Here is a 24,178-nt window from a genome sequence, read left to right on the forward strand (position 1 = left end):
GAACAGACGTGTTATAGATTATAAATGATTACAAACAAACGAGACTAACCGTTTATCGGTATTCAACTGGGGAACGGTTGTCGGGGGACAAGAACATAATTCGATTACCGATTAGATGAAATATCTAATCGGTATCTGACCGCTAATTCATTAAGCTAACGGGCAGGTTAGTTACATTAATGTAAGATTCGAGTGAAAGTAAAGTTGGTATGGTATTTGATGATTATAAGGGTTTCTCGGGAGGGATAAACATAATGAAATTTTATGAAGTTGCCTTGTATCTTCACAACGGTTATAGAGATATTGAGCTAGTGGTGTCGAGGGACAAGAACATATTCCCATTGAAGTCGCTATTTTAGCGGCTTTTTTTATTTTATCGGTACAAGTTCTTGTCCCGAGCCAAGGACAAGAACTTAATCCGATTGCCGATTAGATGGATATCTAAATAGAAGCACATGTAGTTTGAGCCACGATAAATACAATGATACAGGACATTCCTCTTAAATGGAACCACTGCCTCAAGGAGAGGTAAGCATGTTTTAACCTAATAAATTGGAGTATGATTTCTTGAGTAATTATCTACTTTGTCGAAAACTTTTTTGGTGGACTTCTTGTCTTGCATGGTTGTATCCTTTAACACATTATTCAAATCATCAATGTAGGATTTGTATTTTTTCGCATCACCCGTAATATCTTTACCTTCCATGGTATAACTAGTAAATAATCGTGAAGAAATTATTACAAAATCTGAAGTAAAACTCTGAAGAGGGGATAGCCCTCTTTTGTACAACAATTTACTTTTTACATCTAGAAGTTTTAAATCCGAATCCATCTTGTAAGTGGAACTTAGCAAGTCATAAAGCGCTAGTTGTTTCTTTTTTTCATCCGTTTCCTCAAAATAGGTATTCAGACTTGTTTGCGCAGCACGAATGTCAACCATAAACAACTCATAAGAACCTTTTATATCACCATTGTTTGGAGTCGATTTATAATCTTGATACAACATAGAAACATTTAAGAAGATAGACACAAATAATATAATAAGGAGTAACGCACTAATAAATTTTCTCAAAATTTCTCCCCTTTCTAAAATACAGTTGATATTTTTCATAGTAGAACTATTTTGCATTTATTTGCCACTTTATAGTTACTTGGGCAACGGGCATCCCTATTTACTATGTATGGCCATACATAAGCAATACCATTATATAGAAAATCAATAAAATTAGTCTATTGGTAATTAATCCAAAAACTTATGAGTAGAAGTGCTCCTAGAATTGGCGACTTGTTAGATCCCAGTGTAACTTGGTAAAGTTTTCTGCAGATTTGATCATAGATTAAAAGGCAACTTGTATATTAATACACGGGCACACGACTCTCTCTGATCCATTGTATGATCTGGAAGAGGGGCATGGGCATATTCTCTGGATATTCTCACCACTTGGGAAGGTTATCGCCACCCAAACTGTCGATTATTTTCGTTGATGGCACAAGAAGAGTTTGTATGATAGAACCCATGTTGTTGGGGGATAATAACTATTCCCTTTGAAGCCTCTAAAGGAGCGCCACCGGGACCGTACGTGTTCAATCCATACCCGATCGAAATCCACTGCGAACAGTTGATTCCGTGTAAATTGCATACGATAGTCTGCAAATGCGACAGCGAGCTAAACTCCCAGCGGACCGCCTGCGGAACTTACGGAAAGCACTGCCTTGCCCGCAACCTGGTTTCCGGTTATATAGTCTAGGGCTGGCCCATTCTTCAATATTTGATTGCCAACGATTCCCGCATTGAGAACGGAGATCGGATGGGCGGGAAATTGAGCGATACACCCGTTGCGGGTTGAGCCACAATTTATTGTGTTTATCGGTAACTTCTTTCCTTAAATATTTTAATGATCTGCAAGTAAATTCACGATACACCATTGAAACCAGAGTTCACTTTAAATTTAGGTTGTTAAATTTATGTTTTGATACACTTTCTAATATAAAGGAGGGGTATTTATGTCAAAATTATTGAGTTATCGAAGAAAACATCAAGATATAAAAATACAATTGCTTAGACTATCTAAAAAAATCGATGAATCTGAGGACCTTGAAGACATAATTTTTTATCAAGAATTATGCGAGAGGTATGCAATATTTCTTAAGAGTATTGAAAAGAAATGTAATAATGAATTGGGTATCACTATTTGCACCAATTGTTTAAAGTAGGTGGGATTATAAATGGTAAGCCAAACTAAAGAGGTGAATGATGAATACTCTGAACGTAGTTTTACCTTATGAATATGTTGATAAGTTAACTAATTTAACTTGGAATGATGTTTCATTTGCTATTGAAAATGGTTTCATGTCAAGAATATCAGCTATTGAACATGCCTTTGAAATTATTAGCAAAGAACCCAATCCTTCTAAAGATGTAATAGATTTAACTTGGCTAAAAGATGATAAAGGAGTGCTGTATTATTTAGACAGAATAATAAGCTCCACAGAGAGAGATTACAATGGGAGCAAGAAAAAGTTTCTGTATTTAATTTTGAGTTGGTTATACGAGCATAAGACTCAATATTCCGATCCTCTTGGCATGGTCGAAGTGATATATGCGGATTTTGATTATCCAACTGAAATATCTGAATTTGTACGATATATGCCTAGTCAAAAACCTATATCTGATTTGTATGAGGAAAATATTGCACAATTATTTCGTGAATGGAAATCATATTTAACACACGAAGAAGATAAATATCATAAGAAATGATTAACATGTTATGACCTTGAGGGCAGCAATCCTCAAGGTTTTTCTTGCTATGCGGTTGGTTTAACCTTTTAGATGCCTTTTATTCATAATACCTAATTCAGAGAACTGGAGAAAATTCCAGTGCATACCGATTCGTCGGGGCGATTTTCTATTTCGTCCACAGGTACGTATGGAGACGCGATCCTGAATGTGTACCTAAGAACGGAAGGAACGACCTATTACATTGGGGTCAAAAGAGGGACTATGAACGCGTCGGATTATTCAAGTTAAGAAAAAAAGTCCCCACGAACGCGTTAGCAAACTCCACATCAAAAGACGAAAAAGCCTCCGATCGGGTTCGGAGGCTTTTTCGTGTCTAGAAAGTCTAATGTGTCGCTGCTCGGTACTACTGGTAATTACTGCTTGATAATTTCAAACAGGAGGTAACGTCTAAAGATGAGTTATACAAGATGTGATTATTTAAGGTGGGATAGTTACATTGCGTTCTTTGTAGTTATTACTATTGTCATCACAATTTTAGGTTTCTTATTGACTAAGACAAAAATAAAGCGTGCTTTCTGGGGTATTGGTCAGATTTGCATTAGTTTGATTCTATATTTTGTTTTAATTGGAAAAGGAGATATATATGCGGCTGGGACCCTTTTAATCTCGTGTTTTTTTGGGATACTTGGAGGCTTGGTTATTCTCTTATCGTGTTTTTTTATAAAAAGAAAAGTCATTAAATAAAATGAAGCGCACCCATTAGAATGGACATTGGAAAACCCCTGGGTTTAACCGATGAAATTCTAATGGGTGCATTTTTGTATGTCAATTAAAAGTTAAAAGGTGAATCGGGTCTGTTAGACCAACGTGGAAGACGGAAGGAATATATAGATCACGAGCGATATGTTCAACAATTGAAACGGTAATATGCGATGCTAAAAAAGTGTTAGAAAATCTGAATAAAAATGGCCGATTAATTGCTGTCGGAGGACAAGAACATAGTCCTATTGGAAGTCGCTAAAATAGCGACTTTTTTATTTTATGGGTACAAGTTCTTTTCCCAAGCCATGGACAAGAACTTGTACCGATTACCGAAATGGACAAGAACATTGTCCGATTGCCGATTAGATGAATATCTAAACAAAGAGCAGATGTAGTTAAAACTTGAATAAGCACTAAAGTAGGGTTTTCACATTTTATATGAACAGAAGACTCGAGAAGAGATAATCTTGGGCAGTTAATCCAACGCGCATTATTGCGTCGGATCAGTTAATCAACCATTCACTATACCTGATTACAAAATAATTAAGAATAAGTTTTTTTTAATTAAAGGTTTTCTGAAATAATTATTATATAATTACATCAAAAGATCTGCGAAATTTTATCACAGAAAGAAGGGTTTTTTTGGTACGGTATAAAACAGTAGTATCAACTATAGGACGTGGTAATAAGTTAAGTCGTTGTATTGACAGCAAAGGTAATAAATTTGTCCAAGAAAAAATAATCGATAGTTGGAGATTGTCTTACCAGGAGAGAGTTTCTCGAAGCGAAGGTGAGATTGGTTTACGTTTACCTCAATTTGGAGCGTTATCTGCAATTCGTGCACATTGGGCAACATCAAATTCTCCAGCTACAATAGTATTGCCCACTGGTACAGGAAAGTCTGAAACAATGTATGCAACAATTATTTCTGAAAGAATTGCTTCAACATTAATCATCGTGCCTTCTAACCTTTTGAGAGAACAAATTTATGAAGGAGCGAGTCATTTTGGCATACTCCCGAAATTAGATATGATTTCTGATGAATCTATTTATCCAACTACTTTTCTTTATAAATCAAAAGTTGAAGCTACAGATGAAGAAAATATGATTGCTGCACTTGAGGAGGCGAACATAGTTGTTTCTACCCCGGGTATGATAAAAAAAATGCCTTCATCTGTTTGGGGGAATTTTGTTCAAAAACTAGAAGTGGTGATCTTTGATGAAGCACATCACCTTGCATCTCCGGATTGGAGAGCGGTAAAAGAAAAGGTTTTAGGGAAGAAAATTCTACAATTTACTGCAACCCCTTTTAGAAACGATGGAAAGAAAGTTGATGGTAAGATAATATTCAATTACGGATTGGCAATGGCGCAAAAAGCTGGATATTTCAAGCCAATCGACTTTTATCCAATTCAAGAATTTGACGAGCAAAAGTCTGATGAAGAGATCGCGAATATCGCAATCCAACAATTAAAAGAAGATTTGGACAAAGGATTCGAGCATGTTCTTCTAGCACGAGCAAAGAGCCGTAGACGCGCCGATGAGTTGTATGAAAAAGTATACTCCCAGTACAAAGAGTACAATCCAGTTGTAATTCACACTGGTATTCCTTCTACACAGAGAAATAAGTATTTACAAGATGTTAAAGCTGGGAATGCAAAAATTGTGGTATGTGTAGACATGTTTGGTGAAGGTATCGATATTCCAACATTAAAAATTGCAGCAATCCATGATAAATATAAGTCACTTCCAATTACACTTCAATTTATTGGACGATTTGCTCGAACAAGTGGTAATAATTTAGGAAATGCAAAGCTTATAACAAATGTGGCAATGGATGATTTAAAGGACTCGATAGAAGAGTTATACCGTCAAGATTCTGATTGGAATTCGCTCCTCAACATACATTCACATCAAGCTATTGATAAAGAAATTGTACTTAATGAGTTTATTGGAAAGTTTGAAAAAGGTCATGTTACGGATATAGATATATCACAACTTAAGGTGAAAATAAGCACCCGAATGTTTCGTTGTCCTACGGAAAGAACTTTTATAGACGGATGGAAACTGGTCTTGGATCCAGATAGAACTACATCAATGATCAATGAAGAAGATTCAGTCTACATTTTCATTGAGGAAATTGAAACAAAAGTAGTTTGGTCTGATCAGAAGGATATAGTGCAATATGATTATGATTTTTTTGTTTTGTTTTTGGATAAGGAGAATGGAATCATACATATAAACGAAACTGATACTGGAAAAGGAAACCGACTCATTGAAAGTATGTTTCCACAAGCCCAAGCAGTTAAAGGGGATTCAGTATATCGTAGCTTGAATGAGATTAATAGGTTAATGATTGGCTCTTTAGGATTGAAACAACAACCAAGTGGAAGGATTAGTTTTAGAATGTTTGCGGGTACCGATATTAAGTCAGGAATAAGTGAAGCGATCGTGTCTAATTCGACTAAATCTAATTTATTCGGTTATGGTTATCAAGGTGGGGAACGTATAAGTATAGGTTGCTCATATAGAGGGAAAGTTTGGATGCGTTGGGTAGAACGTATAAACTTTTGGACAGAGTGGTGTCAGGGTATAGGGAAAAAAGTTTTGGATGATACCATTGATACAAATAGTATTTTAGATAATTCACTCACTTTAGAAGTAATTAAGGTGTTCCCTGAAGGTGTTCCTTATAGAATATTATTACCAGAAATGATTGAAACATCTAATAGTTTCACGAAACAGTTGTATATTACTAAAGAAGAAAAGGCATACCCCTTCTACCAATCGGAGTTAAGGAACCCGAGTTTGGTTGATGGAAATCTTCGCTTTGAATTCTTAATAAATGAAAGAAAGTTTATCTTTGAACAGATTATTAATGAGTCCTCATATAGTTTTAAGCAAATTGAAGGTGAAGAGCTTATAGTAAAATTAGGCAAGAGTACTGTTAAAATGACTGATTTCTTGTATGAATATTCACCAGAAATTTCGTTCATACAGTATGATGGAACTGTAATTGTGGTTCAGGAAAATCTAAAAACAGTTATCAAACCAAAAAGTGGTATTAAATTATCACCAGATGCTCTTAAGGCTGTTAACTGGCCTGATTTCGGAGTCAATATTAAATCGGAATCTCAAGGAAGAGGAAGAAAGATTGATTCTATACAATACGCTACGATACATAATATTGTCGATCAAAGTTCAGACATTATTTTTGACGATGATGGATCTGGGGAAATTGCTGATATTGTTTCAGTTAAAATTGATATGCAGCATAAAAAAATATTATTTCATTTATATCATTGTAAGTATTCACACGGAGAGCATCCCGGTGCTCGTGTCTCAGATCTATATGAAGTATGCGGCCAAGCTGAAAAATCAATTATGTGGAATGATAATGTATTAGAAATAATACAAAGAATGATCGAAAGGGAAAATTCGAGGCAGAGAAGTTATGGTGAAACACGATTTGAAAAAGGTAACATACAAACTTTAAATATGTTAAAAAAGATGGTGAGAGCTGGTTATGAAACAGAATTTAAAATCTCTATTGTCCAACCAGGGGTATCAATATTAGAGATCACAAATTCTATGAAACAAATTATTCTTGCAACAGATACTTATTTAAATGATACGTTCGGTTTACGTTTGACATGCTTTTTCAGTAATTAAATGAATACTTTTCCTTATAAAAAAATATAACAAAGACATAAAAGGGAGCGTGCGACTGTAAAGGGAGAACTGTAACCTTACTTGTAGAAAGTTTTAAAAAACGACCATTAAAGACTCAAGCAGCTAAAGGTGACTTCTGTATTCATCAGGAGTCATCTTTTTTAATGTCCATTGGTGTGGTTAAACTGACCGAACATTCATTTAACTCAAGTTAGGGGCAGTCAATCAAAAAGGTACATGAACAACTAGAAGATATAAAACACTAGTTGTTTGTTAATCAATTTGAGTTAAGATATCACAAAAATAATCATATTCTGATGGAAGGAACGTATTTCTTTATCATAAATTGTATGTTATGATGCATAGGAAAATAGGACCAGTAGGAGAGTGCTAAAATGAATAAAAAGGTGCTTGTTACTTCAGTATTGACTTTGTTCTTGCTTTCAAGTTCAACAAGTGTGTTAGCTCATCCGGGGAGAACAGATTCTAATGGAGGTCATACTTGTTGGACAAATTGTGCCAAATGGGGATTAGAATACGGAGAGTATCATTATCATAATGGTGGTAGTTCTTCTTCAAGTACTAAATCATCCGGTAGTACTTCATCACCATCTACAAAAAAAACTAACCCAGCAAAACCGAAAGAAACTAAACCTCAGTATACGGAATCTTCTTTAAAAGTATATGTTAATGATAAAAAAATTAATTTCAACAATAAACCTCTACAATATCAAGGAAGTAATTTGCTTCCTTTACGAGACATTGCTAATGCATTGGATGCAACATTTACATACGATTCTGATAGCGCGACTATAGGTCTAGTCAAAGACAAATTTAAAATAACTCTTACTCTGGGAAGTAAATCTGTATTTTATAACGGTAAGTCTGCTACATTGAGTACAGCTCCAAAGGTTATTAACGGAATTACGTACATTCCGGTACAATCCATTAAAGGATTGGGAGCAACTTTGAAGTTAAATTCTAGTGACAACACATTAAATATTCAGATCTAACACTTATTGGGGAGCATAGGCTCTCCATTTTAGATTCATTTCAAAAAAAGTCTGGAAGGTAAATCTAGTGATAGGAGAAAAGACGTGAGTCCAGCTGAACTATCCCCTAACTGGATCTATTATAAATAAGAAAAGGCCAACAAGGCACAAAAAACTAAACAAAGTCACTAAACAATATTCTTTTCCCTCTGTCAAAGTTTTTGTAATATGACAAGAACTTAAATACCTTTTTTACAAAGATTCTAATGCACTTAGAGTCGTATAAGCAGCATATTCAATTTACGAAGAGGAAGAGGAGAATCTGTAGAAGTTCTACAACCCGCTAGAAAAACTTGCGGGTTGTAAGATATAATCAAACAATAACAATTTATTTTATTTTGCATACATATGTACAAAATACGGGTTTTGTGAACATATAGTGAAAAATTAATTTAAAAAAGCCTAGATTTTATAATCCTTATGTATTTATATGACCATTCTAAATTACTATCCCCGATTTCCCTTTCATTTTCTATGGATAAATATGATTTTAGAGATCAGCTTATCTATTATTTATGTTTAACTAATCAAACTCATTTCAAACGTTGCAACTCATTTATGATTTGATCAAGTCGATCCAACATCAATTTGTCGTTTTTCATTTTTCTTTTCATTCTAACTTCAATGGCTACAATTTCAATGAGCAGAATAATGAACAAAATTATTATTATAAACATGAAATCACTCCCGGAGTAATTTTTTGACTAGAAGAATTCCTTTTCTTCATTATATATTATATTGTAATAATATTTGGCTACAGCTATATAAACACTTTAATGAAGTGAAAGTTACATTATATTTCACCATTAATTTTTTAGATATTTTGTATACAAACAAAAAAACCGCATTTATTATGCGGCTTCACCTAATATCTTGATCGTTTCTTCATATTAAAATGAAAGCGCTAACTTTCGTTTTGTGCAATGATATCAATCCCCTTGTATTATTCATGTTTACTCTTGAGATTGATCCATTCCCTTATCTGTAGCTAAATCTGAATCCGAGACTATAATGTTAGAGCCTGCAGCTTCATCTTCACGATGTGTATTCGGTTGGGCTCCTAATAGTTCACTTAGACGAGACTCAAATTGACCCAGTAGCTCTTTGATTTGCAGAGATTGTGCTGATTCGGGATTAAGTTTGATTTCTTTCACTGCTCCTGCCATTAGAAACAAAAGATCTGGCTGCTCCTTCATTAATCCACGTAGATGATGCCTTCCCACTTCTTTATCCGGACGCAGATGACGTTTACGCTCCTCCCAATGTCCTCCTGGTTGATCCTGACCTATCTTTCTTTCTGCCAATACAGCTATGCCTTCCTCGGTAATATGATACAGCTTCTTCCCATCCGTATCCGTACTTGTGATGAGCTTCATGTCTTCCAGCAGCTGCAGATTGGGATATACAGATCCTGCACTGGGAACATATAATCCACCTGTCTTTTCTTCCATAGCCTTAATTAACTGATATCCATGCATAGGTTCAGAGATCAATAACTCCAGCAGAGCAAATTTAAATTCACCTCTCCCAAAGAATCGATGCCTGCCTTCCCCTCGTCCGCCTCGATGATCTCCGCGTGATCCTCCATGCCGGTGCTTTATAAATGTTCCTTCAAAATGAGATATATCTCTGTGCCCTGCAAAATGTCTCCACTCCATGTGTCTGTCTTGAAACTTCATCTGACACTCACTCCTTATTAACGATATATCGTAATAATATAGCGATATATCGTTATAGTCAACCCATCATTTGGCTTCTTACGCATATTGTTATGAGACAACTCGACTATATTTCAATCTTAGCTTAACTCATTCGTTAGTCCTCTACCCTTACAGTCAAACCGATGATCCTGTGATTAGCGAGGAAGAAGAAGTAGAATTAACAGCAGATGAACTGGATTTCGAGAACTATCTCGATCAATTGCTTGCGATTGCACAATACGAGGAAAAAGCTTTTTCAGCACTGCCGAGTATGTTGTACATATCCTCTTCCAATCGTAAGTCTCTGTTCCTTAAATTTAACAATACCGTAGTGCCTAACTATACGAAATATGTATCACAGCTGAAGCAGATCAAACCGGAAAATGCTGAGCTGCAAAAAATCCATACCAAATTAACTCGTGGAAGCTACAATCAGCTCGAAGGATACCTGTTGTATAAGCGCGCACTATCGAAGTACACCATTAACCGTACACTGCTTACCCAAGGGAATGCCAAAGTGAAGACCGCCAAGAATGGATTGAACAGTCTAAGGCAGAATTTGATGAATATGCTGAAAAGCTTGGCTAAGAATAATGACGTTTTATCTACTGGTATCTCCTGATTACATTCGGATTAAATAAAACGTTAATCTTATGATTTCACAAAAAAGAACGGTGATCCAATAAAGATCCCGTTCTTTCTGTATATATCTATTATGGTGTAGGTGATCCACCGTTTGCATTAATCGTCTCACCGGTAATGTAGCTGGATTCCTGACTCGCCAAGAATACATAAGACGAAGCCATTTCTGCAGGCTGACCCGCGCGTCCAAGCGGAGTTGTTGAACCAAATTCTGCGAGCTTCTCTGTCGGCTGACCGCCTACAATCTGAAGAGGGGTCCATACCGGTCCGGGTGCCACCACATTTACACGAATCCCCTTGCTTCCAAGCTGCTGAGCCAAAGCTTTGCTGAATGTATTAATCGCGCTCTTCGTTGTTGCGTAATCCAGCAGTATTGGCGACGGCTTATATGCTTGAATGGAGGATGTGTTAATAATGGAGCTTCCAGGCTTCATGTGCTTCACAGCCGCTTTGCACAGCCAGAACATGGAATACACATTCGTCTTAAATGTCGCGTCGAATTGCTCTGTTGTGAGCTCCTCGATCTGCTCCACATATTGCTGCTTCCCTGCGACATTCGCTAGGATGTCAATACCGCCAAGCTCTTTTACCGCACTCTCAATCAGCTTCACGCAATAGGCTTCATCCTTCAGATCACCAGGGATGGCGACGGCCTTCTGTCCTGCCTCTTCGATGAGCTTAACCACTTCTTTGGCATCAGATTCCTCTTCAGGAAGATAAGACAGTACAACATCTGCCCCTTCGCGTGCATAAGCAATGGCTGCTGCACGTCCAATTCCACTATCCGCTCCAGTGACGACTGCTTTGCGTCCTTTTAGACGCCCCGTTCCGCGATAGCTTGTCTCTCCGCAATCGGGAACAGGCTCCATCTTCGATTGAATGCCAGGCTCAGGCTGCTTCTGCTTCCACTCTGGTGTAGCCTTTGGATACTGTTTCGTTGGATCCTGCATCGTATATTGGTCTTGATTTGCCATTATTAGTACCTCCTTAAGTTACAACATTAGGATTTAGTAAAGGTGCAGCTCTCTTCTTTGTAACCGAAAATTCTCGATTTAAAACCATGCACACGGCGAACCCATATAAAAGATACACACATGAAAAAACCATCCCGCTTAGAACAAACTCAGCTGAGAGATGGTTTCCCAATCAATTCACATTAATTATGATCCACGTAGTGTCTGCATTATTTACGAGTTACAGTATAGCCACGATCCTGCAGCAGCTTCACGATACCGTCTTCACCAGCATAATGCGCTGCTCCTACGACGATAAAGTAATCTGCATCATCTTCTGCGGTTAAATATCCAATAATTTGGTCTGCCATTTTCAGATTACGGTCCACCAGCATGCCATTATAGTACTCTTCATTCGTCTTCATGCTATTCGTGATCTCGAGCAGAGCTTCATCGTTGCCTTGCTTCCACATCTCCGCCATTTGATCGATAGAATCATCTACCAGATGATAGTTATCAAGGACTGATTTCAAATTGGCTTCTTGCAATTCATTTGAGAATCCGCTTAATAGTTCCAGCTGGGATTCAAAGGACTCAAGCTCGATGATTGGCATCTTGCGTTCTACGGCCTTTTGCAGGAAATGAAGATCAATGCCGATCTCACCTTGATACCCGGATTCCATGGATTTAAGCTGTGACATCGTCATTTCAACAACCCACGGTTTATAACCATCTAACGCGTCTTTTTGCATCCCATTCTCAGCAAGGATAGCGCCAAGCTGCTCATACGTTTCGCTTGAGATATGATCCTTCAGTGTCGATCCGTCCTGATACATTCCGAGATCCAGCATCATTTTCTGCAGGGCTTCATCCTGTGCTTGCGTCAGGTCAATCTCTACTCCTAGATATTCCGAATCTTCGAACGCAATTTCATATGATGGGTCTAACGGATAGAAGCTGTCGTCTGCAATGTGCATCGATCCAACAAGATAGACCGTATTGTCACCGTTGCTCACTTCCCACAAGAAGCCCTTGCCACCTGTAGTTAGAATAATGGTGCGGGTTGCAGGATCCCATTCCACCTTGTAGCCAATCTGCTCACTCACCACTCGTACAGGAACATATGTAGTACCGTTTACGATCTTCGTCTTTGCATTCACCGTTAACTGCTCATTGTCCACAAGTACGGTGATCGTTCCCGTCGTATCGGATTGGACGAGTGTTGCATTCAGTGCTTTAAGGAGATCCTTCTGTGGTGCGTACGTAACGCCTTTTTCAATCAATGGCAGTCTGCTTGTAAAATCAATCTCATGTCCATTCACTTCAATATCCGTGGCAGGAACGGCGGCAGCTGCGGGAACTACAGGAAGTACCAGCATGCTTGCGGATAATAATAAGGCAATAATGGATGATTTCTTTCTCTTCATAGGTTACTTTCTCCTCAATCATAATATATTTGGAAATCCTGCAGATGCAGGATAAACCAGCTATAAGAAAACAACGGAATACGAATCTCAAACTTCCATTCAAAATGATGTATTGCTTCACCCTGCTTGAATAAAACACTTGTTAAACGAATTAACTGTGCATATCAATATACACACTATACACTCTGCTATGATCATCCGTCAACCATAATCTGGATTTTAGATTTTAATAGGCTTGGGATTAACAAAAAAAGAAGCACAGATTTCCCTCTGCGCTCCTTTTATTTTGAATGCTAAAATTTAATCAAAGCCTGCCCTCTAGCAGTACTTAAGTTCCGGTGTATCTCTCGACGCATTTCTTGCAATCTTGCTTGCCTACATCAATTACTCCATATCTTCTCTCGTATTTACGATATTCTGACGAAGCAGAGGGACAGCCTCAAATAATGCTTCCTGCTGCGCTGGAGTGATTCCATCCATAATACGGTGCTCTAAGGCTGTTATTTTCTGTCTGCACTCTAGATAGATAGCTTCACCTGATTCGGTCAGCTCAATTATTTTCTCTCGTTTGTCTTTACCGGGTATCTGACGGACAATGTCAAGCTCCTGAAGTCGATGGACTCTTCTTGTGATCGTGGGTTTCTCTACTTGATAATACGCTGAAATTGCGATGAGCGTGTCGGGTCCATTGTTTTTCAAATAATAGATAACCTGCCATAACGAATAGGAGAGCTCATAAGTGCTCATCAATTCATTGAGTTTCGTAATAATAGGCCGATAAAGACCAAGATAGCGCTGAAAAAAACCTTCCATCGTTCTCACTCCTACTTCGTGTATATCATAATCTAGAGCTTGGCTCTGTTAGATAATCAATCGGCTTGATATCAATTAAAACGTACTGATCTGATTTATTACAAACATTAATTATATCTTATTATGTAACCAAAGGTGTAATCAAATTGTAATCGTTATCAATATTATGAACGTGAAGGGGAAGACTCATATGAAAGCAGCTGTATGAGGTGCAACTAGATGCAAGTGCCGGTTCACCAAATGATCCTCTAAGCTGCGTAGAAAATGGAATATTAGACCATACTTATTATACCAGGATATTTATGTATAATCTGGATACAGAAAAAGATAGGGTACAGGGAACTTCTCTGTTAAGGAGGATTTAAAAAAATGCCTGTGTGGCTTCTATATTCTATACTGTCTGCCATTACCGCTGCACTTGTAGCCATCTTTGGCAAGATCGGCTTGGAGAACATCGACTCTAATTCCGCCACTGCAATTCGTTCTGTCATTATGGCAATATTCTTAGTCGGTGTCATTGCTGTACAAGGTAAGTTTGCTGAGGTCGGTGAAATACTGACACAGAAAAAAGCACTGAGCTTTATCGTTCTTAGTGGAGTCGCTGGGGCATTGTCATGGTTGTTTTATTTTCTGGCTCTCAAGTACGGCAAGGTGTCTCAGGTTGGTCCTATTGATAAATTAAGCGTAGTGGTCGCAGTCATCCTGGCTGTTGTCTTTTTGGGTGAGAAAATAACCTGGTTAAATGGTATGGGTGTCATTCTTATCGCTCTCGGGGCCATCCTTGTTGCAATCAAGTAAATAAAGGGCAGGTTCTAATAAAAAAACCATCAAACTATGATGGCTGTAAATCTCAATATAGATACGTCGAATTTTATATTAAGCTGTTCCATTAAATAGAAGATCGCATCTCACGATAATCACTAGGGGTTAAACCATAATGCTTCTTAAACAGCCTGCTGAAATATTTTACATCCTCATAGCCAATGAGCAGTGCGATTTCGCTTAGCTTGGCGGGAGATACGGATAAGAGCTCTTCTGCTTTTTTCATTCTTAAATCAGTGACAAATTCCACAAATGATCTGCCTGTTACCTTCTTAAATAGTTCACTAAGATGACCAGGATGAAGATGCAGATGATTCGCTACATGCTGAAGATTCACCTCTCTCAATGACACGGTTTCCATGAACGCTTTTGCTCGATCCACATGAGATTCCGGGCCTTGACTGACTTGAGCATGGTAGCCGGACATGATGGCATGAAGATAACGGAATAATGTTCCTTCCCTAATAAACCCGTCTCTATCTGCATCTAAGCTAGAATCGATATGGATCTCACCATCCGATCCGAGCATTCGAAATGTCCTGTCCATCCATCGATGTCCGGCAACGGCAGCGGAACGTAAACAAGCCAGCGTCGTTTCAAAGGTACATTCCGGATCCATGATCAAATTCTCATATAACTGTGAGGTCCATGCTTTTAGAGCGACAGGATCATTATCCAATAGAATGACACCCAGCCGGTTCTCTTCTTCTGGACTGATAATGTTTTTTCCACCTTTACGATGTACTATATCGCTGTAATCGATTATCTTATCGTCCAAGAGAGGGAAATACCGTAGAGCAAAGGCAGCATCTTCGTAACTCTCATGTGCATCTTCCAAGTCAGCTACGGACCTTCCCGCTGCCAGTCGTATAGTGCATTTAAGCAAGCTTTCTACACGTTCGAGCAGTCTTGACCATGTTCCGTACCGGGGTAACTCTGGACCATAATCAGCAGGGAAAAGGCAGACCAAGGCTTGTTGATGAATCAAATAGATACAGCTCGGCAATAAATCTTGAAGCAAATTTCGAAGTGCAAATAACAGTAGTGTCGAAGAATAGTTGGGTCCATTCCATCCGCTGGCTTCCAAGATGAATACCTTACAGCCTAAACTTGAATGATCTTTTATTTTGTTCACTGGCAAACCACTTGTTAAGGACTCGATTCCTTCTGTCACATCACCATGGATGATCCATCTAATGCATTTTCTTTCGAATTCCTCACGGGCCTGTTGTACATCCTTTCCCTTCTCAGCCCAGCGCTCCGTAATCCGGCGCTTAGCTTCAAGAACCGTGCGAATGATATCTTCAGGAGGACTAGTTTTGAGCAAATAATCCGATACTCCTTGACGAATTGCAGTTTGAGCATATGAAAAATCATCGTATCCAGATAATATGATCACTTCTAAATCGGGAAGAATGGTTTTAGCTTGTTCACAAAGCTGAAGTCCTGAGATTCCATTCATACGAATGTCAGTCAGTAGGATACTTGGACGCTCTTGTTCAAGTCGCAGAAGTGCTTCTTCTCCTGAAGCAGCGGGCTGAAGCAGCTCAAGTCCAAGCTCGGACCAAGATATAACACACGCTAATCCTTCTCTAATAATTTCTTCATCGTCAACGACGAGTACTTTCATATCGTTTCCTCCATAATCGGTATGGTGAAAGCAATTCGGGTTCCTCCGCCTTCCCTGCTGTCAATTTCGAGATGAGCATCAGGTCCGTAATGCAGCAAGAGACGCTCGTTCACATTTCTTAATCCGTAACTCCCCTCATTCACACGATCAGATATCGATTCATCCCTATGTTTAGGAGCTTCTATCATTTTGCGGACATCTGCCAAGCGATTCATGGACATTCCAGCCCCATCATCTAGGATTAGAAAACCCATTCGCTTCTGCTCCTGACGAACCATAATCAGAATAGAGCCCGGACCTTCCTTCTTGTTAAGACCATGAATCATCGCATTTTCGATTAATGGCTGAAGGAGCAGCTTGAGCATCCATTTGTTCTCTAGCTCCGGATCAACCATATACTGGATCTTAAATTTGTCAGGATAGCGAATATTCTGTACCCGGACATATTGGCGGATATGGTCTATCTCTTGCGAAACAGGACAATACTCCTTCCCTTGATTCAAGCTGATACGTAGAAATTGGCTAAGCCCCTCCACCATATCTGCAATTCTCTTCTCTTTGGCCATTAGTGAAATCCAGTGTATGGATGCCAAAGTATTGTATAGAAAATGAGGATTGATCTGCGCTTGAAGAGCATGCATATCCGCTTCTTTTTTACGTGCTTCTTCACGAATCAGATCCTGTTTGAGCTGCTCAATATGTGCTCCGAGCATGTTATAGCTCTGTCCGAGCTTACCAATCTCATCTTCGGTCGTAACTGTGAAATGGGGAAGCGGCTCGTGGGGATTAATCCGATACAAATGACGTGTAAGAAGCAGCAACGGTCGAGTAATTCTGCGTACGGTCGCCCAGGCCAAGCATGCGCTGATAAGAACCGACATAGCAACAGCAACCGCGGTAATGGTTAAGATGTAGCGGTTCTCTTCTCGATAGAGGTCATACGGAATAGAGCCTATCAATGTCCATCCCGTAGAAGGCTCACGCACATACATGATCGTCCTCTTCTCTTGCTTCTCTCCGTAAACAACAGAACCGTTATTTCCTTGGTTCAGCATGGATAAGAGTCCTGGATATTGATCTTCTATTCGTATTCCTAATTGGGTCTTATCAGGAGAAGATAGAATTACACCGTTTGAATCGATGAGTTCAATTCGACCGCTGCCCCTGGCAAAGTCCTTTTCAGCAAGTCGATGAGAAATATCCTTCTCGCTTAAACTGATAGACAGCCATCCAAGATGTTTATAGTTATGGATGCTACGGATGGGCCGCGTCAGAGTCATCACATGCTGTTCTCCGGCGTAATTTAAAATTCGATATACGGGAGACCAGTGCTTTTCTCTTATTGGGGTCAATTGTTCCTCGGGTGTATCCGCTTCATACCAATTAGCCGTAGTCAAATCAGCAGAGAAGTGTTCGGGTTTAATCACAATACTTGCGATATAAGATTTAGAGGCGGCAAGATTGGTCATTCTGCCTATGATCTCTTGCCTCTCTTCTTCTTGATCCTCGTTCTGCACAAGATAATCTTGAATATCCCGCTCACCAATCAAATAGATAGACAAATTGTCTACATCCTGCAGCATAAATCTCAAATTGGCTTCGAGCTGTTTCAAATAGTCAATCCCCGACAGCGTCGCTTTTTCTTCGGAAATGCGTGCCGCTGTATCAAAGGCAAATAAACCAAGCACCACGAGGGGGACAATGATCGAACCAGCAATGAGCACGGACAGCTTGCGCTGTAATGAGGATCGCAGCCAGCTCCTCAAGGATCTACCCCTCCTTCATGATGCGGTTATTGGTTAACCCTTGACTGCTCCGGCTGTCATTCCTTTCATCATCTGCTCCTGAAACAACAGATAGAGGAGAACCGTTGGGATAATAGACAATGTCATGGCAGCAAGCGTAAGTCCATAATCAGTCTGATAACCGTCGGCAAAATTGGCGATGGCTAATGGAAGTGTCTTGAGTTCTGTCTTATTAATGAACACCAAGGCAAAAGAAAAATCGTTCCATGCATGCAAGAAGCTAAGAATTGTTACCGTAGACAAGGCTGGCAGTGACATAGGAAGCATGATGCGAAAAAATAATCCCCATAGCCCTGTTCCATCCATAAAGGCTGCTTCTTCAATATCGCGAGGAATACTGGTCAAATAAGCAGTGAGTATGAAGATGGCCGTTGGCAGCGCAAAAGCGGTGTAAGGTAAGATTAGAGCCCAATACGTATTTAATAGAAGCATTTGCTTCATCAGAATGAATAAAGGAACCAATGTGCTGTGTATTGGAATCAGCATACCGATAACAAAAAATGCAAGCATGATGCCTTTCCACCGAAAAGAAAAGCGAGCGAGAACAAATGAGGCAAGTGCGGATATAAACAAAGTGAGTGCCAAGGAGCCCATGGATACTATCATTGAATTATTGAAGGCATTTCCAAGGTTGGAGCTCTCCCAGGCGACAGAGAAATTCTCCCATCTCCAGACTTCCGGAAGTCCAAAGGGTCTGTTATAGAAATCTTCATTGGTCTTAAATGCACTGGTAACAAGCCATACAAAAGGATACAACGTCAAAATTCCATAAAGAAAAAGCACGAACCAGAATAAGGATCTTCCTATTCTACGAAACATAGAGGAACCTTGGGAAATGGCAGGTGTTGAACCTGCAATGTTCGGCTGCATTTGTATGCCTCCCTTCAATTCTATTGGCATGAATTAAATTTGCAAATGTATTTTGGCCTATACTCTTTATCTGTAAAATGTAGATTACACCGATGATTCTCTCTTTCTAGAAGCGAGCCACTGGCTTGTTCCAATCAATAAGAGACTGATCAGTACGATCGTTGTGGAAATAGCACTCCCGAAACCGTACCGATAGGTCGTAAAGGTGGAGTTATACATGTAGGTTGCCAGCAATTCTGTGGTATGTGCGGGTCCGCCCTTTGTCATGATGTAGACGAGATCAAAAGATTTCAAGCTTCCGGATATACACAAGATGACAGCCACCTGCACCGTGTTTTTTATCATGGGCAGGGTAATACTCCATATTTTTCGAAGCCCCGTTACTCCGTCAATCTTGGCTGCATCATGAATTTCACTCGGGATATTCTGAAGTGCCGAGACGAAGATGATTAAATACAGTCCGACAAAGCTCCATAGTAATGGTGGAACGAGCGAATATATCGCAATTGCCGGATCTGACAGCCATTCCATCTTCCAATCCTCCAGATTTAACGCATCCAGGAGAAAGTTTAAGATACCGATCTGGGGATGATAGATATACTGCCAGATCATACCAATAACAACCGTCGACAAGACCATAGGTAAGAACACGGCTGACCGTAAAAACTTTTGCAAAGGGCTGCTCTTATGCAGCAGGACGGCCAAGACCAGCGCAAGGGGAATTTGACCAAAGACAGAGGCAAGGACAAAGATAATGTTATTTTTTAGCGCCCGCCAAAAGATCGGATCTCTAAAAATTTCTGCGTAATTCTGAACCCCGATATAGACCGCGTCTCCTATCCCAGACCAGTCAAAAAAACCGTAGTACGCTGACCATATCACGGGTACGAACACAAATAGAGCATATAGAATAACCGCTGGAGCGAGTCCTATAAGAATAAAGCGGCGATTTCGCAATGCATTCATGGCTTTGACACTCCCTTTAAATGAGAATACCCCTCCCCTTTCGGGAAGGGGATTATTCTATTTTCCGATGGCTGCAGCCTGTGCTTCCTGAATTTTACGGGCAACCTCTTCCGGATTTCCGTTCATCAGCAGCTCCTGCAAACTATTGTTTACCACTTCGGTTGCGGCTGAGCCAAACTTGGAATCATATACAGGCGTAATTTTTACATCCTGCATCAGCTCGTACAGCTCTACAAAAAGCGGATGAGCTTTACTTCGATCCAGTTCAACGTCATAGCTGACGAGTGTGCTGCTCTCAAGGGTTGCTTTTTGACCTTCTGGCCCGGCTAACTCATAGAATAATTTCATGGCTGCTTCTTTTCGCTCGCCCGTCAGTTTTTTGCTTACACCAAGGCCTGTGCCGACGACACCAGCGGTCACATTCTCCTCGCCTTTTCCTCCTTCGATCGGAGGCAATATCGTGATATGCGTATTGTTCAGCACTTCTTCAGGGGCATTATTCACCAGGTTAGCCAGTGCCCATCCACCATTGATCACCATCCCCGCTTTGCCTTGAAAATAGAGCTGCATCATTTGCGTCTCATCTATGCTGTTAAAGCCATCCTGAAAAGCACCTGAGTCTCCGAGATTCTTAAGCACGCGTAGTGCTTCCACAAACTCTGGATCTGTAAATTCAGCACCGTCCTGCTCAATGGCTGATAAGAACCACTCCGTTCCTGTAATTCGGTCAGCAAGTGTGCTGAATAGCGTAGACTGGACAACCCAGTTGGCCTTATTGCCCAGCGCAATCGGAATAACATCCTTCTCATTAAATGTCTGAATCGCTGACTCCAGTTCCGCCCAAGTTGTTGGCACCTTGACCCCGTGCTCATTGAACAATGCCTCGTTATAATAAATAAAAGAGCTTGGTGCTAGGTTCATCGGTACAGAGTAAATATTTCCATCCACGGTATAGCCGTCAAGAGCATTAGGAATGAACTTATCCTTCCACTCCCGATTATTGTCTAGCTCTTCGTTAATGGGCTGAAGCAGATTGCCCTTAACAAATTCCTTGGTCATAGCATCTGGCCACATTACAAATAGATCGGGCATTTCATCGGCGGCAGCTACTGTACGCAGACGTGTACGAAGTCCATCTGATGGAAGACCCTCATCGATGACTTCAATGCTGGGATGATCTGCTCGAAATTGATCAATAATACCGCGCATCGCTACTGCCTTGGCATCCTGACCTGTCCAGTTGTGCCATATCGTAATGGACACCTTTTCTGAGTCTTCGTTATTTCCGCTCGTTCCACTTCCTCCACCGCATCCTGCGACAACTACCAAGATAAGCAAACACAAGCTTAGGACAATACTCCATTTCTTCATGTATGGCTAACCCCCTTAAATATGTTAGTCTCATTTTAATAGAAGCGCTTACATCTGATAAGGAGAATAACCTCGGTAAGAAGGTAGAAAAATTACGGATAAAAATAAACCGCGATGAACGCGGCTTGAAATTTGGATGACTTCTCTGTATCGTTTCTTCCTTATAAAAGATTGAACAGCTCTTCAGGATTAATAAATCTAATAAGCTCATCCAGCACCGGTGAGGCATACCAATCCTGATCAAATAAACCCTGACCATATTTAATGGTATGGATTACCGATCCAGCCGACAGATAGATGTTATGATGAACTTCTATTCGTGTACAATAAAGTTTGGCCAATTCACATGGAAGAAAGTTTACATATGATTGAAATTGCAGTACTGCTCTTTGTCGGAGTACTGTCCTCTTTATGCGGAGCTGTCGTTGGACTGGGCGGATGTTCAAGAGTTAACAGTTCACTGTAGCCAGCATAGCATAAGGACAAAAATATAGGTTGGAATGATCCAACCTATATTTTGAACACTAATGTGATGGAGTAGGGTTAGTCATCTAATCTCTGCTGTATTGGATCTCACATGCATCATTTCTTATTTGGTCTAAAATTATTAAATATGTAGGAATTGATCTCATTCGATTTGATATCTTGCTCGATCGTATCCTGCTCTGATCTGATCTGTTCATTTCTATGTATCGCTAATTGACTAATCATTAAGGACTTAAGATTCTGTTTTGCAGACTTCGTCACTTCTTGCAGCTCGGCTAAATAAAGTGGTTGTTCTCCGCTATGCTTGATATGCTGGATTACGGCTTCAAGCTGTAGATCTTCCCCAAGATGAAGGGAGATTCTTTCATTTCTTTGTAGTCCGAGAACTGATCCGGCAGCAAACAAGATCTCGCTCATGCTCAAATTTTTCACCTCGCATAAGGAGTCTGTTTCTTCATTCAGGGATCCAGCCTCATCTGTCTTATTTATTCTTTCAATCGTGCATGTTAGATGCTGTACCGGCAGCAGCACTTCTTTACGACGCTGAAAGAATCTTCTTTGAACCGGCGGAGGAAGAATACATAATACATGTTTACGATAGAACCCGATGGGATAGGTATCAAAGGTAATCAATCCTTCTGCATAAATGGTGATGCCCACGGATTCCCCGAGAGAGATGTTCTTGTTCTCATTTAGTGCAATTTCAAACACATCTCCATCAATATACGTAATACGCCCTCCGAATGTATGATCCTGAGCCCGAATCATCACCATACTCTCCAATAGAACAAATTCACTGATCTTGTCTATTAACATTGTTAACCCTTCCTCTCGCGATCAGGACATAAAAAAGCACACATTTACCAATTAGGTGAAATGCATGCTCCTCATTGATTCTATTTATATCGGCATTTTGAACCTATTCATGAAATAATTCCGTCCCTAAGTTCCACAAAAGGTCTGATAAGAACAATCTTTCGGAGGCAACACAGCATACTCTTCTTGTTCCTTGGTATAGGCGTAAGGGTCAGATAGAACCTCCAGCAATTGCCCCATCACCGACAGATCCTCATCCTCCACGGCTGCCTCCAGCGCTTCTTCTACTCTATGGTTCCGAGGAATGACAGCAGGATTACTCCTCTTCATTAAAGCAAGAGATTCTTCGCGGCTCTGATCTTGTCGCTCAAGACGCTTCTGCCATTTGGAATGCCATTCCTTATATTCTGTCGTCTCAAACATCATTTGACCGACCTGTTGATCCAGAGTTAATGAACGGAAGGTATTCGTATAATCCGCCTTATGCTGCTGCATCATCTCTAACAGCTCGGCAATTAATGTTTCATCTTCCTGTTCTTCATTATACATTCCCAGCTTGGATCGAAGTCCCGACAGCCACGTCTGGTGAAATAAGCTGAAGTACGCTGATAACGTCTCTTCGGCCATCTTCACGGCTGTCGATTCATCCTTATCTAGCAGGGGCAGCAGCGTTTCTGCAAAACGCGCCAAATTCCATGCTCCGATCTGCGGCTGATTCCCATATGCATAGCGGCCCTCTCGATCGATGGAGCTGAATACGGTTGCGGGGTCATATGTATCCATAAAAGCACACGGACCATAATCAATCGTAATTCCGCTCACTGCCATATTGTCCGTATTCATAACCCCATGAATAAAACCAACCAGCTGCCATTTTGCGATGAGCTCAGCTTGTCGTTCCACCACTTTTTTTAGGAGCTGCAAATATCGCCCCTCATCCTGCTCAATATCAGCATAATGCCTAAGTAAAGTGTAATCAGCCAGCGTCCGCAGATCCTCAATACTGCCCCAGTTCCTTACGTACTGAAACGTGCCCACACGCAGATGACTATCTGCTATACGGGTGAGAATTGCACCAGGCAGCACAACCTCGCGATATACAGGTTCTCCTGTGGCGACGACTCCCAGACTGCGGGTTGTAGCTATGCCAAGCCCATGCATGGCCTCACTAATAATGTATTCACGAAGCATCGGTCCGAGCGCCGCTCGACCATCGCCACCTCTGGAGTAAGGAGTCCGGCCCGCACCTTTCAGTTGAATATCTACACGATCCCCTTCAGGCGTTATTTGTTCACCCAACAGAATAGCACGGCCGTCCCCAAGCATATTGAAATGTCCAAATTGATGACCTGCATATGCCTGGGCTATGGGGAAAGCTCCTTCAGGAATGATATTTCCTGCCAGTAGAGCTGCTCCTTCTTCACTGTTTAACAAATCTGTATTCAATCCCAGTGATTGCGCAAGCGGCTTGTTCAATATGACCATGCTTGGAGCTTTAACTTTAGTAGGTTCTGTAGGTCGAAATAGCAGATTCGGCAATCTAGAGTAGCTATGATCGAAATTCCAGCCTTCGTCCTTGCCTGATTTAATATTTGTCATCATATCTCCTATATTCTTAATGTATTTTAAAAGAAAGTTATTTCATATTCCT

18 protein-coding genes are annotated in these 24,178 nt (G+C 40.2%); 6 read left to right on the plus strand and 12 right to left on the minus strand.

What is annotated here, in order from left to right; translation table 11 throughout:
- Positions 1-544 precede the first annotated feature (544 nt).
- Positions 545-1,129 carry a hypothetical protein gene (locus tag ACFQ3J_RS07005; protein WP_091156508.1) on the minus strand — a complete coding sequence of 195 codons (585 nt, stop codon included), beginning with the start codon at positions 1,127-1,129 and terminating at the stop codon, positions 545-547.
- 875 nt (positions 1,130-2,004) lie between these two features.
- Here ACFQ3J_RS07005 and ACFQ3J_RS07010 point away from each other — a divergent pair.
- The 4 genes from ACFQ3J_RS07010 (at position 2,005) to ACFQ3J_RS07025 (ending at position 8,187) form a co-directional block, all read left to right on the plus strand.
- The gene (locus ACFQ3J_RS07010; protein WP_091156507.1) at positions 2,005-2,214 is read left to right on the plus strand and encodes a hypothetical protein; all 210 of its coding nucleotides are present in this window, start codon (positions 2,005-2,007) and stop codon (positions 2,212-2,214) included.
- Between the two features lie 37 nt (positions 2,215-2,251).
- The gene (locus ACFQ3J_RS07015; protein WP_091156504.1) at positions 2,252-2,758 is read left to right on the plus strand and encodes a DUF2247 family protein; all 507 of its coding nucleotides are present in this window, start codon (positions 2,252-2,254) and stop codon (positions 2,756-2,758) included.
- 1,386 nt (positions 2,759-4,144) lie between these two features.
- Complete coding sequence (locus tag ACFQ3J_RS07020) at positions 4,145-7,174, plus strand: DEAD/DEAH box helicase (protein ID WP_251584057.1); 3,030 nt, start codon at positions 4,145-4,147, stop codon at positions 7,172-7,174.
- A gap of 395 nt (positions 7,175-7,569) precedes the next feature.
- Positions 7,570-8,187 carry a copper amine oxidase N-terminal domain-containing protein gene (locus ACFQ3J_RS07025; protein WP_251584055.1) on the plus strand — a complete coding sequence of 206 codons (618 nt, stop codon included), beginning with the start codon at positions 7,570-7,572 and terminating at the stop codon, positions 8,185-8,187.
- A 992-nt stretch (positions 8,188-9,179) separates the two neighbouring features.
- Here ACFQ3J_RS07025 and ACFQ3J_RS07030 read toward each other — a convergent pair.
- Complete coding sequence (locus ACFQ3J_RS07030) at positions 9,180-9,905, minus strand: PadR family transcriptional regulator (RefSeq protein WP_251584053.1); 726 nt, start codon at positions 9,903-9,905, stop codon at positions 9,180-9,182.
- Between the two features lie 172 nt (positions 9,906-10,077).
- Here ACFQ3J_RS07030 and ACFQ3J_RS07035 point away from each other — a divergent pair, with 172 nt between their 5' ends.
- On the plus strand, positions 10,078-10,548 hold the full coding sequence (locus tag ACFQ3J_RS07035) for a hypothetical protein (RefSeq protein ID WP_251584051.1): 471 nt from the start codon (positions 10,078-10,080) through the stop codon (positions 10,546-10,548).
- A gap of 91 nt (positions 10,549-10,639) precedes the next feature.
- On the opposite strand, the gene ACFQ3J_RS07040 is transcribed toward ACFQ3J_RS07035, so the two are convergent.
- The 3 genes from ACFQ3J_RS07040 to ACFQ3J_RS07050 form a co-directional block, all read right to left on the minus strand.
- Positions 10,640-11,542: an SDR family oxidoreductase gene (locus ACFQ3J_RS07040; RefSeq protein ID WP_091156496.1), complete on the minus strand. Its 903-nt coding sequence runs from the start codon at positions 11,540-11,542 to the stop codon at positions 10,640-10,642.
- A 209-nt stretch (positions 11,543-11,751) separates the two neighbouring features.
- A complete protein-coding gene (locus ACFQ3J_RS07045) occupies positions 11,752-12,948 on the minus strand; it encodes a TraB/GumN family protein (RefSeq protein WP_251584049.1) in 1,197 nt (398 codons plus the stop codon).
- Positions 12,949-13,332: 384 nt separating this feature from the next.
- On the minus strand, positions 13,333-13,761 hold the full coding sequence (locus ACFQ3J_RS07050) for a MarR family winged helix-turn-helix transcriptional regulator (RefSeq protein ID WP_091156492.1): 429 nt from the start codon (positions 13,759-13,761) through the stop codon (positions 13,333-13,335).
- A gap of 369 nt (positions 13,762-14,130) precedes the next feature.
- Here ACFQ3J_RS07050 and ACFQ3J_RS07055 point away from each other — a divergent pair, with 369 nt between their 5' ends.
- Positions 14,131-14,559: an EamA family transporter gene (locus ACFQ3J_RS07055; protein ID WP_091156489.1), complete on the plus strand. Its 429-nt coding sequence runs from the start codon at positions 14,131-14,133 to the stop codon at positions 14,557-14,559.
- 91 nt (positions 14,560-14,650) lie between these two features.
- Here the strand turns inward: ACFQ3J_RS07055 and ACFQ3J_RS07060 are convergent, their stop codons facing one another.
- From ACFQ3J_RS07060 to ACFQ3J_RS07090, 7 genes are all read right to left on the minus strand, one after another.
- Positions 14,651-16,213 (minus strand): helix-turn-helix domain-containing protein, encoded by a 1,563-nt coding sequence (locus ACFQ3J_RS07060; RefSeq protein ID WP_251584047.1) that lies wholly within the window; start codon positions 16,211-16,213, stop codon positions 14,651-14,653.
- Entirely contained in the window at positions 16,210-17,979 is a 1,770-nt protein-coding gene (locus tag ACFQ3J_RS07065) for a sensor histidine kinase (RefSeq protein WP_251584046.1), read from the minus strand. Before ACFQ3J_RS07065 ends, ACFQ3J_RS07060 begins: the two co-directional genes overlap by 4 nt.
- 33 nt (positions 17,980-18,012) lie before the next feature.
- Positions 18,013-18,837, minus strand: coding sequence for a carbohydrate ABC transporter permease (locus tag ACFQ3J_RS07070; protein ID WP_251584086.1), 825 nt, complete (start codon positions 18,835-18,837; stop codon positions 18,013-18,015).
- A 135-nt stretch (positions 18,838-18,972) separates the two neighbouring features.
- Positions 18,973-19,854 (minus strand): carbohydrate ABC transporter permease, encoded by an 882-nt coding sequence (locus tag ACFQ3J_RS07075; RefSeq protein WP_251584045.1) that lies wholly within the window; start codon positions 19,852-19,854, stop codon positions 18,973-18,975.
- A gap of 57 nt (positions 19,855-19,911) precedes the next feature.
- On the minus strand, positions 19,912-21,225 hold the full coding sequence (locus tag ACFQ3J_RS07080; RefSeq protein WP_251584044.1) for an extracellular solute-binding protein: 1,314 nt from the start codon (positions 21,223-21,225) through the stop codon (positions 19,912-19,914).
- Positions 21,226-21,807: 582 nt separating this feature from the next.
- Positions 21,808-22,527: a hypothetical protein gene (locus ACFQ3J_RS07085; RefSeq protein ID WP_251584043.1), complete on the minus strand. Its 720-nt coding sequence runs from the start codon at positions 22,525-22,527 to the stop codon at positions 21,808-21,810.
- A gap of 126 nt (positions 22,528-22,653) precedes the next feature.
- Positions 22,654-24,126: a protein adenylyltransferase SelO gene (locus ACFQ3J_RS07090; protein ID WP_251584084.1), complete on the minus strand. Its 1,473-nt coding sequence runs from the start codon at positions 24,124-24,126 to the stop codon at positions 22,654-22,656.
- Positions 24,127-24,178 lie beyond the last annotated feature (52 nt).

The sequence above is a fragment of the Paenibacillus provencensis genome, assembly GCF_042678545.1.
GTDB classification, from domain to species: Bacteria; Bacillota; Bacilli; order Paenibacillales; family Paenibacillaceae; genus Paenibacillus; species Paenibacillus provencensis.